Source organism: Cyclobacterium xiamenense (assembly GCF_900109255.1).
Lineage (GTDB): Bacteria > Bacteroidota > Bacteroidia > Cytophagales > Cyclobacteriaceae > Cyclobacterium > Cyclobacterium xiamenense.
The window spans coordinates 122,604-135,730 of sequence record NZ_FNZH01000009.1; the positions used below are offsets into that span (position 1 = coordinate 122,604).

11 protein-coding genes are annotated in these 13,127 nt (G+C 48.6%); 1 reads left to right on the forward strand and 10 read right to left on the reverse strand.

Features of this window, described 5'->3' with window-relative positions; translation table 11 throughout:
• Positions 1-3: 3 nt before the first annotated feature.
• From BMW71_RS20360 to BMW71_RS20395, 8 genes are all read right to left on the reverse strand, one after another.
• The gene (locus BMW71_RS20360) at positions 4-3,171 is read right to left on the reverse strand and encodes an efflux RND transporter permease subunit (protein ID WP_092178147.1); all 3,168 of its coding nucleotides are present in this window, start codon (positions 3,169-3,171) and stop codon (positions 4-6) included.
• 20 nt (positions 3,172-3,191) lie between these two features.
• Positions 3,192-4,424: an efflux RND transporter periplasmic adaptor subunit gene (locus BMW71_RS20365; RefSeq protein ID WP_092178149.1), complete on the reverse strand. Its 1,233-nt coding sequence runs from the start codon at positions 4,422-4,424 to the stop codon at positions 3,192-3,194.
• A gap of 180 nt (positions 4,425-4,604) precedes the next feature.
• Positions 4,605-4,940, reverse strand: a complete 336-nt coding sequence (locus BMW71_RS20370; RefSeq protein WP_143057713.1) for a hypothetical protein — start codon at positions 4,938-4,940, stop codon at positions 4,605-4,607.
• Between the two features lie 283 nt (positions 4,941-5,223).
• Positions 5,224-6,798, reverse strand: a complete 1,575-nt coding sequence (locus BMW71_RS20375) for a solute:sodium symporter family transporter (protein ID WP_092178153.1) — start codon at positions 6,796-6,798, stop codon at positions 5,224-5,226.
• Between the two features lie 68 nt (positions 6,799-6,866).
• Positions 6,867-7,748, reverse strand: a complete 882-nt coding sequence (locus BMW71_RS20380; protein WP_092178155.1) for an inositol oxygenase family protein — start codon at positions 7,746-7,748, stop codon at positions 6,867-6,869.
• Positions 7,749-7,830: 82 nt separating this feature from the next.
• Positions 7,831-9,540 (reverse strand): 2-succinyl-5-enolpyruvyl-6-hydroxy-3-cyclohexene-1-carboxylic-acid synthase, encoded by a 1,710-nt coding sequence (gene menD / locus BMW71_RS20385; protein ID WP_092178157.1) that lies wholly within the window; start codon positions 9,538-9,540, stop codon positions 7,831-7,833.
• Positions 9,537-10,742, reverse strand: a complete 1,206-nt coding sequence (locus BMW71_RS20390) for a chorismate-binding protein (RefSeq protein ID WP_092178159.1) — start codon at positions 10,740-10,742, stop codon at positions 9,537-9,539. The genes menD and BMW71_RS20390 overlap by 4 nt, the downstream gene beginning before the upstream one ends.
• Before the next feature lie 5 nt (positions 10,743-10,747).
• Positions 10,748-11,167, reverse strand: coding sequence for a hotdog fold thioesterase (locus BMW71_RS20395; protein WP_092178161.1), 420 nt, complete (start codon positions 11,165-11,167; stop codon positions 10,748-10,750).
• 53 nt (positions 11,168-11,220) lie between these two features.
• Here BMW71_RS20395 and BMW71_RS20400 point away from each other — a divergent pair, with 53 nt between their 5' ends.
• The gene (locus tag BMW71_RS20400; protein ID WP_092178163.1) at positions 11,221-11,847 is read left to right on the forward strand and encodes a histidine phosphatase family protein; all 627 of its coding nucleotides are present in this window, start codon (positions 11,221-11,223) and stop codon (positions 11,845-11,847) included.
• Here BMW71_RS20400 and BMW71_RS20405 read toward each other — a convergent pair.
• Together BMW71_RS20405 and BMW71_RS20410 are read right to left on the reverse strand one after the other, a co-directional pair.
• Positions 11,842-12,252, reverse strand: a complete 411-nt coding sequence (locus BMW71_RS20405) for a hypothetical protein (RefSeq protein ID WP_092178165.1) — start codon at positions 12,250-12,252, stop codon at positions 11,842-11,844. The genes BMW71_RS20400 and BMW71_RS20405 overlap by 6 nt on opposite strands.
• 106 nt (positions 12,253-12,358) lie before the next feature.
• On the reverse strand, positions 12,359-13,126 hold the full coding sequence (locus tag BMW71_RS20410) for a zinc ribbon domain-containing protein (RefSeq protein ID WP_092178167.1): 768 nt from the start codon (positions 13,124-13,126) through the stop codon (positions 12,359-12,361).
• Between the last annotated feature and the right edge of the window lies 1 nt (position 13,127).

Below are 13,127 nucleotides of genomic sequence, written 5' to 3' on the forward strand. Positions count from 1 at the left end.
CTGTTACGAAGTTTTTAGGCTACCGGAATGAACCGCCTGATCTGACGGCATGGAATCGGGTTGTTTTTTGAGGTAAACAGCCAGGGTTTCGAAGGCTACGAATAGACCTGGAATAAGGATGATTCCGACAAACGTACCGATAAACATACCTCCTGCCGCGGCGGTACCGATGGTTCGGTTTCCGACTGCTCCGGCGCCGGTGGCGAGTGCGAGTGGGATCAATCCGCTGATAAAGGCAAACGAAGTCATAAGAATTGGGCGTAGCCTTTCCACCGCCGCATGAACGGCCGACTCCAGGATTCCCATGCCTTTTTGCCTGGACTGCACGGCGATTTCAATGATAAGAATTGCGTTTTTACCCAAAAGACCGATCAGCATGATTAGCGAAACCTGCGCATAAATATTGTTTTCCAATCCGGTCAGTTGCAGCAATAAAAAGGAACCGAAAACACCGGCAGGCAGCGATAGAATCACCGACAGCGGCAGCAAATAGCTTTCGTATTGGGCGGCGAGAAGCAAATAAACAAAGACCAGGCAAATGAGGAAGATGTATACTGCCTGATTGCCCGAGGCAATTTGCTCCCGGGTGATGCCGGACCAATCAATGGAGAAGCCCCGGGGTAGGATGGAGACGGCAGTTTCTTCGACTGCCCGAATCGCATCACCGCTGGAATATCCCGGTGCCGCATCGCCATTGATCATGGCCGAGATAAACATGTTGTAGCGGGTAAGTTGCTCCGGTCCGTAGATTCGCTCCAGGCTGACAAAATTGGAATAAGGTACCATTTCACCCTGCTTGTTTTTGGTGTACATCTTGAGCAAGGATTCCGGGTTGGTCCGGAATTCCGGCGAGGCCTGTAGCATCACTTTGTACATTTGGCCAAACTGGATAAAATTGGAACTATAATAGCTCCCAATAAAACTTTGCAGGGTCTCCATCGAAGCCCGAATATCCACGCCCAACTTTGCAGCTTTGTCATGGTCCACCCGCAGGATGTACTGCGGAAAGGAGGGATCAAAATTGGTAAATGCTTCCTGGATTTCGGGTCGTTCCCGGATAGCTGTCAGAAAATCGTCTACAGTTTGGGCAGTGAAGGCCAAATCCCCACCGGTCTTGTCTTGCATTTGCAATTCAAAACCGGAGGCATTTCCGAAGCCTGGAACGGGTGGGGGGGCAAAAAACTGGACGGAAGCGCCCGTAATGTGTGCGGTCCGTTCCTGGTATTTTTCGATCAATTGGTCGACATTTGCCTCTCGGTCATCCCAACCCACCAAATTGATCATCCCCATGCCGTAGGAGGCTCCGGCAGTTTCGGTAAGCAGGCTGTATCCGGCCAGTGTCGAGATGGTTTCAACCTCCTCAAAGGGCAAGATCGACGCCTGCACGTCGTCCATGATTTGCTGGGTTCGGTCCATGGTGGACCCCGGGGGGGTCGTCACGTTGACATAAATCATGCCCTGATCCTCGTTGGGAATGAATCCGGTTGGTAGAATGAAGGTCATCCCATACGTAAGGCCAAAAAACAAAAGCAAAATACCGAATGTGAGGGTTTTTCTACCGGCAGTTTTGCCGATCAATCCAGCGTATTTCCCAGCAAATGCCTCGTATTTTTCATTGAAACCCGTAAAGAAGCGGCTGAGCAGGCCTTTGCCTTTTTCGTGATGTACGGGTTTTAAGAGCAAGCTACACAGGGCAGGGGAAAGGGTAAGCGCATTGATACCGGAAATCACGATAGCGATGGCCAGGGTAAGGGAGAATTGCCTGTAAAAGATTCCTACCGGACCGGAGAGAAAACTTACCGGAACGAACACGGCCGACATCACCAGCGTGATGGCGATGATAGCACCACCGATTTCGTGCATGGCCGCAAAAGTGGCCTCCTTGGCATTCATGCCATTTTGGTGCATTTTTACATGCACGGCTTCCACAACGACGATGGCATTGTCCACCACAATCCCGATGGCCAATACCATCGCAAATAGCGTCAGCATGTTGATCGAAAATCCAAAAAGGCTCATGAAAAAGAAGGTTCCCACCAGAGAGACGGGTACCGCTATGGCCGGTATTAGTGTGGAACGCCAATCCTGAAGAAAGATAAATACCACCAGGGACACCAATAGAAAGGCTTCGATAAGCGTTTTGACAACTTCTGAAATGGAGGCATCCAGGAAACGGGAGACATCGTACGAAATATTGAAGGTCATCCCGGGGGGAAAGGAGGCTTCCTGCAGTTCGCCCATTTTGTCTTTGATGTTCTGTATCACTTCCCGGGCATTGGAACCGGGCCGTTGTTTGATCATGATGGAAGCGGAGGGCTGCCCATCGGTCATCGATACCATGTTGTAATCCTCCGAGTCGAAGGCAACTTCCGCTACATCCCGGATTTTTAGCAGGGATCCATCCGGAAGGGATTTTAAGGTAATGTTTTCGTAATCCTCTTTGGTATTAAACTTACCCGTGTACTTGAGAACATACTGCAGGGACTGCGGGTCCCGGTCCGAACTGATTCCGGATTTCCCGGGAGCGGCTTCCACATTTTGGCTTTGAATGGCTTCGCTCACATCCTGTGGGGTCAGGTTGTAGGCCACCATTCGGTCCGGATTCAGCCAGATGCGCATGGCATAATCCCGGTTCCCCATGATTTCCGCTCGGCCTACCCCATCTATTCGTTTTAGCTCGGGAAGGATATTGATGTCTGCAAAATTGTAGACAAATTTCTCGTCTTGCGTGCTATCAGAGGTCATTAAGTTGAGGTAAAGCAACATGGAGTTTACCTCTTTTTCAGTTTGTACCCCGGCTCGTATAACTTCTTCGGGCAACTCGTCTACTACCGTAGCTACCCGGTTTTGCACATTCACGGCGGCTTGATCCGGATCCGTACCTACACTAAAAAAGACCGTAATAACGGATACACCGTCATTGGTATTGACCGATGACATGTAAGTCATGCCCGGGACACCGTTAATGGCGCGTTCCAGCGGAGTGGTGACTGCTTTGGTTACCACCTCCGCATTCGCTCCCCGGTATTGGGAAGTCACCGTCACCGAAGGAGGAACAATTTCCGGAAACTGGGTGACGGGCAACCCGAAAAGCGCTAATAAACCTACCAGGGTAATCAAAATGGAAATTACCGTCGACAGGATGGGTCGTTTTATAAACAAATCAAACATGTGTCAAGGGGTTTAAACGGCTAGAGCGATAGGTTTAGGGACCGGTATACTTCTTCTTCTCCAATCGGGTTGGGCTTTACCGCAGCCTCATCTTTGAGTAGTTGAATTCCTTCCAACACCACTTTATCGTTGGTGGCAAAATCCTGCGCCACGTAAAAAAGCCCGTGTCTCCGCAAGGGCCTAAAACTTCGGACATTCACTTTATTGTCTTTGTCTACCAGGTATACATAGTTGTATTCCTGAATCTCAAAGGTGGATTTTTGGGGAATCAGGAACACGTCTTTTAATTCGTTGCTCATCTGCACCTTGCCACTGGCCCCGTGCTTGATCAAGCCATCCGGGTTGGGAAAACGAACCCGAAGGGCAATGGAACCGGTACCCTGCTCAAAATCCGCCTCCATGGTTTCCAATCTGCCTTTATACGGGTACTCCACTCCATCCGATAGGATAAGGGAAATTTCCTCCTGCTCGTCCAACAGCGTTTCCCGGACCTGCTCGTTCACTTTCTCCGAGCCGGCATCTTTGTCCAGTTCACCGCGCATGTATCGCAGGTATTCGTTTTCGGTGATCCGGTAATAGGCAAAGATCTCGCTGATATCGGTGATGTTGGTGAGCAGGTCTCCACTTTTTACCAGGCTACCGGTTTTGTAGGGGATACGGTCCACAATGCCGTCAAAGGGAGCCCTCACGGTGGTGTACGACAGGCCTACCTGGGCATTTTTGAGCATGGATTCGGCCTCCAGGATGGCAGATTCCGCCATTTCCTTTCTGGATTGGGCCAGTTCCAGTTCGGAGGAAGAGTAGATTTTCTTATCCACCAGCACTTTTAGTCGTTCTACTTCCAGACTGGCTGCTTTTTCTTCTGCTTTGGCCTGCATAAGTTTGGCGGTTGCCGAGTTGACGAGCTCGTTGTATTCTGCCGAAGAGAGTTGAAATAGCGGTTGGTCTTTGCGAACTTCCTGCCCTTCGTCCACGTAGATTTGTTCCACAAAACCCTCCAACTTGGAACGAACCTCCACAAACTGGATCGCCTGCAAATCGCATACATAGGTTTGGGGTACGTCGATGTCTTTGGGCATCAGGGTAAATACCGGTACTTCCAGGACCTCTGCATTTTTATTGTTTTTGCCACTTCCTTCGTTACAGGAAAAAAGAGCACTCCCTATCGCCAGGAAACCAATAACTTTCCAGAGGGATTTCAAACGGGCACTTTTGCTACCGGAATACCGGAGCCCAGAATTTTTCGTATTCATTTCAGAATTGGGATTAAACAAACAATAGAACGCAATGTTTTCAGCCAACGAATGCGCAGGTAGCATGCGATCGTAGCATACAACGCGGCACATCGGTATTGCGGTTATTTTTGGGAATTCCGGATGATAGGTGTTCGATAAAAGCCAATCCTCCAGGTAACGTACGGGCAGGAATGTGCCTCAGGGTGCGTTGGAACAGATCACCAGGGACACAATGTGCCTGATTTGGTTCCAGGTATCCAATGGGGGAATGGCCCCGGGTGCTACGGAGTGAAAAAACTGTAACAGGTGAAAGGGATCGTTGCGCAAATAAAAAACCGGAAGCAGCATGTCTCTCGATTGCTGGCTACTGGATTGGGTCCGGCTCAGGGATGTAGGAAAATCGAGGTAATCAAAATCCGACACGTCCAGGTGAATCCCTGTTTTAGGGAATTGATGGATCGCCTCTTCACCCTCAGCCACCGAAAGTCCCACCAAAAATAGCGCCAGCAGGTTGCTGAGGAGGTACCTGGACAAAAAGGTCGCTATTTTTTTATACTTGCGATTCACGATACAAAAGTAACAAGAAAAAGACCAAGAAGGATACCGTTTACAAAGGAAAATCTACGTTAAAAAGAAAATAAGGCGGTTTTTTAAATCATTTTCCCATAACCAAACAAGGGAATATAAAATGTTTTTATCAAAAAACACAGCTAAAATTTTTCATTAAATTGTAAATTCGGATAAATTGATTGGTAGATACCTCAATAGACAAATGTCGTCCCCAATTCGGTGAAGAGAGGTAGCCAGGAGTGCCCCTTTAGCTGCCCAGCCAGATGTAAATCAGTACCGTCACCAGACACAAGGTGATAGATACCGGCTTTGCGTATTTCCAGGGTTTCATTTCCAATACGGGTGGTTGACTTACAAAGGTGTTGGGCTTGCCGGGGAAATAGTGGCTGACCGTAACCATCAGCACCAGGTTCATGACAAATTCGATGGCCCAAATGTGAATGAAATGAATGCCGGAATCGAAGACAAAACTCGTCAATAGGTAAAAAGTCAGGCCGGTAACCAGGCCTATTTTGGCACCTCTTGCCGTGACCTTTGGAATGAAAAAGCCGGCGATTAATATAGAAGCAATGGGGATAAAAAATATCCCATTGAGCTGTTGCATGAGTTGATAGAGACCTTCCGGGGCATTGCCTACCAGTGGTGCGATACCGATGGCAAAGAGGGCAAGGACCAGTGAACTCAATCTTCCCACGCGGACCAATCGTCTGTCTGAGCAGTTGGGATTGATGAGTTTTTTGTAGATGTCCAGGCTAAAGATCGTGGCTGCGGAATTCAAGACACTGTTGAAGGTACTCAATATGGCCCCCAGCACCACAGCGGCAAAAAATCCAAGCAGGCCGAAGGGCATCACCCGCATCAGCAAAACCGGGTAGATGAAGTCCTGGTTGTCGTAGTATTGATCTTTGTAGTAATAGTAAGCAATGATGCCGGGTAGCACGATGATCAGGGGAATCAGGATTTTGAAGATACCGGTAAATAACAGTCCTTTCTGTGCCTCCGCCATGTTTTTGGCGCCAAAGGCCCGTTGGATGATGGTTTGGTTCATGCCCCAGAAATACAGTTGATTGATCATCAATCCGGTAAAAATGGTTCCGAAAGGCAGGACAGAGTCGGCTTTGCCAATGACGTTGAATTTTTCTGGTGCAAAAGCATAGACTTTACTCATGCCATCGATGATATTACCCTCTCCGATATCCCAGAGTGCAAAAATGGGGACCATCAGCCCGCCGATGACCAGGCCAATTGCATTGATGGAATCGGACAGGGCCACGGCTTTTAACCCGCCAAAGATGGCATAGATGGAGCCAATCACCCCAATGGTCACCACGGTGATCCAGATGCCTTCCGATAAACTTACGCCCAATACTTCGGATACACTGAAAATACTTTCCAGATTGATTGCCCCCGTGTACAGCACGATGGGGAGTAGGGTCACCACAAAAGACACCATCAGCAAGAACGCGACCAAGGTCTTGGTGCTGCTATCGTACCGGTTTTCCAGGTATTGAGGAATGGTCGTTAGGCCCATCTTTAAATAGATCGGCAAAAAATACAAAGCGGCAATGACCAGGGCGATGGCGCTGGTCACTTCCCAGGCAATGATGATCATTCCGTTTTTGTAGGCAGAACCATTCAGGCCAATCAAGTGCTCGGTGGATATATTGGTTAAAATCATCGATCCGGCGATCACGCCACCTGTAAGGGAGCGCCCTCCCAGAAAATACCCATCCCTGGAGCGGATATCGTCTTTTCTCAATTTGTACCAGGAAAAAAATGCGACAAAAAGGGTAAATCCGATAAACGTCAGGGCTGTAAGCATGGTATAAAACTAAATTGCTGCCCGGAATTCCGGGCAGCAACACGTCGGTTTATGAGGGTTATAAAAGCTTAAAATTTCAGTGTGTCCGGTAGGTATTTTGCTACCAAATCCTCGTAGTAAGGGCGCAGTGCCTTTACATCCGGGGGTACGGGTACTTTGGAGTACAAGTCGTAGGGATTGAATTTATCCACCCATTTGAACATTTCCCGGTCGTGATCATTGAGCAAGTGATCGTATGCACCTTCCCGGTGCTGCGCGTAAAAGGAATGGTACCGAATCATGTACAAGGCCGGTTCGGGCAGGTAATTTTTGGTCATTTGGTACAGGTACTCGTCGTGACCCCAGGACATTTTTACATTGTCCAGGCCCGTATTGGGTTCATAAATGCCGTATTTGGTGTTGTACCGTTCGTCTTCGTAATCGGGATTTCCCTCAAAAAACTCCGGATAGACGATCTTGTCCGAATGCTTGCATCCCACCGGAAAGGTGTCGCCCACCACGGCCCATTGGGGTTCTCCAAACAAGCAAAGCACTTTCCCCATGTCGTGAATAAAACCCGTCAGCACAAACCAATCGGGGTGGCCGTCAGCCCGGATGGCTTCTGAGGTTTGCAACAGGTGCTGAAGTTGGTCCAGGCTGGTATCGGGATCGGAATCGTCTACTAGGGTATTGAGGTAGTCGATTGCCTCCCAAAAGGGCATCTCTTTCTTATCAAATTTCAGAAACTCCTGCTCTTTTTTCGTGACGAAGTCGTAGGTCTGGTAGTGGTGGTTCAACCGATAAAAATCCCGGACGGTATCCACCCGCTCGGAGTCGTGGTAGTTGCGGTAATCGTCCTTTGCTTTGGCTTGTTCGGACTTGGGTTTTGGATACCTGATTTTTAAATCATCCTCCCATTCTTCAATATTTCCAAGAGGAGCGCTCTCTTTATCGGTGAATTGTTTGTTCATGTCAACAGGTCTTTTTTCTGCCCTAAATTTAGAAAAAACTAATTGTATTTTCTATAGTCCCCTTGTTTTTCAGAACAATAGTTTACAAATTATTTTTATCCAAATGCATGCGAATTTTTTCCTTCAGCAGCTTTAGGTTTCGGGTATTGGTTTCGCTGCTGCTTTTAATCTCCAGAATTTTTGGTTTCAGGGATTTTTGGTAAAATGTATCCAGGCAGTTTTGTAGCGAAGAAAGATCTTCTACGCTCCAATAATCAAAGCCCATCTCTTCTGCCAGGTGCGCACCGGATAGCTTTTGGTGGGTCTCGAAATACTCTTCTAATTCGGGCAAGGCCGCAGGTCCGTCGATCATCCGGAAAATACCTCCCCCTTGATTATTGAAAAGCAATACCCGAAGGTTAGCCAGCTGGTACTGGTGCCAGAAGGCATTGCGGTCGTAAAAGAAGGCCATGTCTCCGGTAATCAATGTGACGGTTTCTTTGGTCGTAAATGTGCATCCCACCGCGGTGCTATTGGAGCCGTCGATCCCGCTGGTTCCCCGGTTACTAATGATCTCCACGTTTGACAGGGGCCGCCCCAGAAAATTAACGTTGCGTACAGCCAGGCTATTTGCTAAATGGACTTTCCCGAAAGGGGGAAGCTTCGGCAAAATCTGCTGCAACGCTTGAAGCTCGCCAAATGCTTCCAGTTCTCCCAAATACCGCGGGAGCTTGTCACGAACTGCTTGGTTTTTTTGCGTCCACTGCTGCGCAAAATCAGCGTCCGTAGGATTTGCCGCCCCCAAAAAGAACTGCAAGAAGGTTTCTGGCTGCAGCCGAATGATCTGGCTTAGTTTTTTAAATGGGTCGGGAACAGTCCCTTCGGGTTGCACGTGCCAATGTGCGGTTTGACTTTTTCGCAAAAACTGCTTCAGGGCTTTGCTAAGGATGGATTTGCCAAAACTGATGATCAGGTCGGGTGCCATTTCCTCCTGCCGGGTCGGGTCGTCAACAAAAAAATCATGGTGGGTAACCGATTCCTCCTGCGCCAGGTTACTGATCGTGTCGGTAACCACGACGGCCTGTTGATTCCTGATAATTTCCGCTAAAGCGGCAGAAATTTTGGGACTTGGGCGTTGTTGGCCCGGGATGAGTAGCATTCGATGGAAAGCTTTCAGTTGATTCCGTAACTTACCGTCGGCGTCGGTTCCCAGGATTTGGTTGCCCGGTTGTATCTCCAATACGGGTTCGAGATCGGTGACGTCAAACCCATACTGTTCGTCGGCTTTGGGATAAAACGGTTCCCGTACCGGGATGTTGATATGCACGGGCCCCATGGGGAAACATCTGGCAAGGGAAAGGGCTTCCTTTACCAGCCGTTTAGCATGCCAAAGTTTATCCGGGATTCCGGCTTCGTCGGGGAAGGTAAAGCTGCCCTTTACGTGCCTTCCGTAGAGGTTGTCTTGCCGGATGGTTTGCCCGTCCCACTGATCGATCCATTCAGCCGGACGGTCTGCTGTGAGTACCAATAAGGGGATCTGTTGGTAAAATGCCTCGGCCAGTGCCGGGCCGTAGTTTAGTGCGGCCGATCCGCTGGTACATACCAGAATCACCGGTTTGTTCAGTTGTTGAGCCATCCCCAGGGCGATAAATGCAGCAGATCGTTCATCAGGGATGGTTCGGCAGTGGATCAGGGGATGCCGTATCAAGGCCAAAGCAATCGGGGCGCAGCGGGATCCTGGCGATAAAATGGCCTGTGTAATGCCGCTTTTCGCGCAAATAGAGGCCAGATGGCTAAGTTGAGGGAGTATCAACGGGACTTTCTGGTTTGGATGAACTTTCCTAAAATTGTGCATTTTAATTCCGTCTCTTCCCACTCTTTCTCAGGAACGGAATCTTCCGTGATGCCGGCGCCGGCAAAAAGAAGTGCTTCGTTATTCTCCAATCTGGCGCAACGAAGGTTTACGAAGAGGTCGGTTTCTCCGTCCAGATTTACCGGTCCTACGAAGCCAGCGAAGTACGTACGGTCAAACGTCTCCTCGGAAGCCAAAAAATCCAGTGCGTTTTCCTTTGGCATGCCGCACACGGCAGACGTGGGGTGCAGTAATTTCAGCATGACGGAGCCCAGTTGCGGAAAATTCGTGGCCCGCATGTCGACCAAAAACTCCGATTTTAAATGGAGTAGCCCACCGGCCACCGTTGTTTTGGGACCAAGTTCCTGGTATTCTCTCAGGCGGATTTTTTTAAAACAATTGACGATGTACCGACTCACCAGTGCCTGTTCCTCAATTTCTTTTTGCGTCCATGCGGCATTTTTCAGGGGGTTGTCCCCCCTTGCTTTCTGGGTTCCCGCCAATGCCATGGTATAGAAGCTGTCTCCTTTTGTTCGGATTAGCGTCTCCGGGCTGGCACCAATCCAGCAACCACTCCCTTCACTGAAATAGCAATTGACAAAAGCATTGGGATAGGCTTCACACAAGGCTAAAAACACCCCAGCCAGATCAAAGTCTGGCGGGAGTTTCTTTTTTTTCAAACGAGCGGGGACCACTTTGTAAAACGCTCCCTGCTCAATGCAAGCGACAGCTTTTGAAACGGTCGCAATGAACTGGGCTTTCTTGGAGGAATTGCTATCCTTCTGGGCAGGAAGCGCCGCAATCTTGCTTCGAATAAAGGCTTCGTTCGCTTGATCGGCTATTTCTTCACGGTCCCATTCCCTTCCCGCTATCGGTACATTTTCTCCCAGGATTAACCGTTCGTACAGCGTAGCCTTTATGTACACCGGTTGGTTGGTTTCGGAGCGCTGAAAGGGATGAATTAGAAATCCTTCCGGAAGTTCGTCCAGGTCCAGGGTATCCGGTGTATGCGTTTGGGGATCTTTGTCGAGAATCATTTCCACCAGGCCCAGCTTTGGTTTCTTCCAGATGGCAAAAGGCAACTTGTCCCGAAAAGCCCTGGCGATGAAGGATTCCAGAAAAAGCTTTTGGGAAGTGTCGCGCGCTACGTTAATCGTTTCCATGCAAGTTACTTTCGAATGATGGCCAGGGTGATACGGCTGATACAGGAAAGATCGCCATCCTTGTCGGATATTTTGATTTCCCATACCTGGGTGCTTCTTCCAAGATGAATGGGAGTAGCTCTGCCGGTTACCTTACCTTCTTTGACCCCCTTCAGGTGGTTGGCGTTGATTTCAAGGCCTACTGGATAGGCAGCGGCATCCTCCAGGCAAAGCAAGGCAGCGACCGATCCCAAACTTTCAGCCAATACCACGTTCGCTCCTCCATGTAACAGACCAAAGGGTTGTTTGGTTTTAAGGGTAACCGGCATTTCGGCTTCCAGATAGTCCTCACCAAACGCGGTGTATCGGATGCCCAGAAATCCAGTCATGCTGTCCTTTCCCATCTGATTTAAAAAATCCAGGTCGGGTTTTTTCTTAAATACCATGTTTTATGGGATAAAATTTTTTTCTTTGAACGGAATTCCAAAAATAAAGAATCTTGAGCAGTAAAAAAATATTTGTAGTTAGGCACGGTCAGACGGATTTCAACCTGAAAGGCGTGGTGCAGGGAAGTGGAATAAATGCTCCCATCAATGAAACAGGCAAAAAACAAGCAGCCGCATTCTACCAAAATTTTAAACAGGTACCCTTTGATCGGATCTATTTTTCTTCGCTGATACGAACGAGGCAATCCATTGAGCGGTTTCTTACCCCGGATGTCTATCACGAGGAACTCCCGGATCTAAACGAGATTTCCTGGGGCGATTACGAGGGACTACCGATGGATCACGACGAAAATCAATACTACCTCAATATGCTGGCAAAATGGTCGGAGGGGGAGCTTGATCACAAAATCGCCGGGGGGGAATCTCCCGTGGATGTAGTCATTCGCCTGAAACGAGCCATGGCACATATTTTTTCCAAGGGAGGCAGTCAGCTGCTGATTTGCATGCACGGAAGAGCAATCCGCATCCTAATGACAGTGCTGCTTGGCTATGACTTGCGGTACATGGATGTATTTCGGCACGAAAACCTGTGTTGCTATGAATTGCGTCAGGAAGAAGACGGCACCATTTATTTGGACACCTACCACCCGTCGCCGTTAAAAAAGCTGCGTGATTTATAAGGTGAGTTTGATGGTAGCTACTTTTTTTGCGGAGGACTGCTCCTCCGACTCGGAAAGCAAGGACTGAAAATTTTCCTGGCATTCGTTCATATCAATGATCCGGAAGGCCACGGATTCAAGAGGAACTTCCTGACCCTCGGAAATGCGGACCAGGGAACTTCCCATTTCGCAGACGGTCCAGTCGGAGAAGGGAACGGTGACGATCAATGCATGCTCCGAATTGCCGGCGTAAGTGCGCGTTTTGAAGGAATCCATGAAACTCAATTCCATTTTCGCGGCACTTGAGCGATAGGCTGCCAGCTCAGCTTGGTCAAAAAGTATCAGAAAGGTCTTTTGCGGACCTTCTTTGGCCAGCGAAACTTGCACGATACCGAGGAATAGAAGGATGTAAATAACCTGTTTCATAGACTCGAAATATAAAAAATAAACGCATACGAACCAACAAAAGTTTTTACTGAAGCCCAAAAAAGAAAAAAACCGGAGGGCTTCCGGTTTTAGCTGATCTGAATGGTTATGCTTTGCTGCGTTTTCGTTTCGGCGTGGTCTCTTCCACAATTTCGTCCTCGACACCGGCGAGGATTCGTCCACAGTGCTCGCAAACAATTATTTTTTTACGTTCCCGTATTTCTGCTTGCCGCTGGGGAGGTACGATATTGAAACAGCCACCGCAGGCACCACGTTTCACCAAAACTACCGCCAGTCCGTTTTTAGCGTTGTTTCTGATTTTATCGTAGGATTTGATGAGCCGGTCTTCTACTTTTTTTGCAGCCTTTTCGCGCTCGTTTTTTAATTTCTTTTCTTCCGACTCGCTTTCTGCCACGATGGTATCCAGTTCTCCTTTCTTCTGGTCCAGGTCATTCTGCCTGTCTTTTAGGATCTCGTTGAGATCGGCGATGTCTTGCTGTTTCCCTTCTATCCGTACCTGCGCTTCGGCTATTTTCTTTTTTGATACCTGGATTTCCAGATCTTGTAGTTCCAATTCTTTGGTGATGGCATCGTATTCGCGGTTATTCCGCACATTCATTTGTTGATCCTGGTATTTTTTGATCAATTTTTCGGATTCCTTGATCGCATCTTTGTGCTTTTTGATCTCAGTCTCCATCGCCTCGATGTCCGTATTGAATTTGTTCAGTCGGGTCTCGTAGCCGATTATTTCGTCTTCCAGATCCTGAACTTCCTCGGGGAGGGCTCCCCTGACTTTAAAAATAGCATCTAGGCGGGAATCGATGTTCTGAAGATTAAGAATGGCTTCTAACTTTTGTGCGACTGGACTTTCCATG

Bases quoted from the DNA above. Each gene is read 5' to 3' on its own strand.
- BMW71_RS20360 (WP_092178147.1), bottom strand. From the start codon at position 3,171: ATGTTTGATTTGTTTATAAAACGACCCATCCTGTCGACGGTAATTTCC.
- BMW71_RS20375 (WP_092178153.1), bottom strand. From the start codon at position 6,798: ATGCTTACAGCCCTGACGTTTATCGGATTTACCCTTTTTGTCGCATTT.
- BMW71_RS20390 (WP_092178159.1), bottom strand. From the start codon at position 10,742: ATGGAAACGATTAACGTAGCGCGCGACACTTCCCAAAAGCTTTTTCTG.
- BMW71_RS20380 (WP_092178155.1), bottom strand. From the start codon at position 7,748: ATGAACAAACAATTCACCGATAAAGAGAGCGCTCCTCTTGGAAATATT.
- BMW71_RS20395 (WP_092178161.1), bottom strand. From the start codon at position 11,167: ATGGTATTTAAGAAAAAACCCGACCTGGATTTTTTAAATCAGATGGGA.
- BMW71_RS20365 (WP_092178149.1), bottom strand. From the start codon at position 4,424: ATGAATACGAAAAATTCTGGGCTCCGGTATTCCGGTAGCAAAAGTGCC.
- BMW71_RS20405 (WP_092178165.1), bottom strand. From the start codon at position 12,252: ATGAAACAGGTTATTTACATCCTTCTATTCCTCGGTATCGTGCAAGTT.
- BMW71_RS20410 (WP_092178167.1), bottom strand. From the start codon at position 13,126: ATGGAAAGTCCAGTCGCACAAAAGTTAGAAGCCATTCTTAATCTTCAG.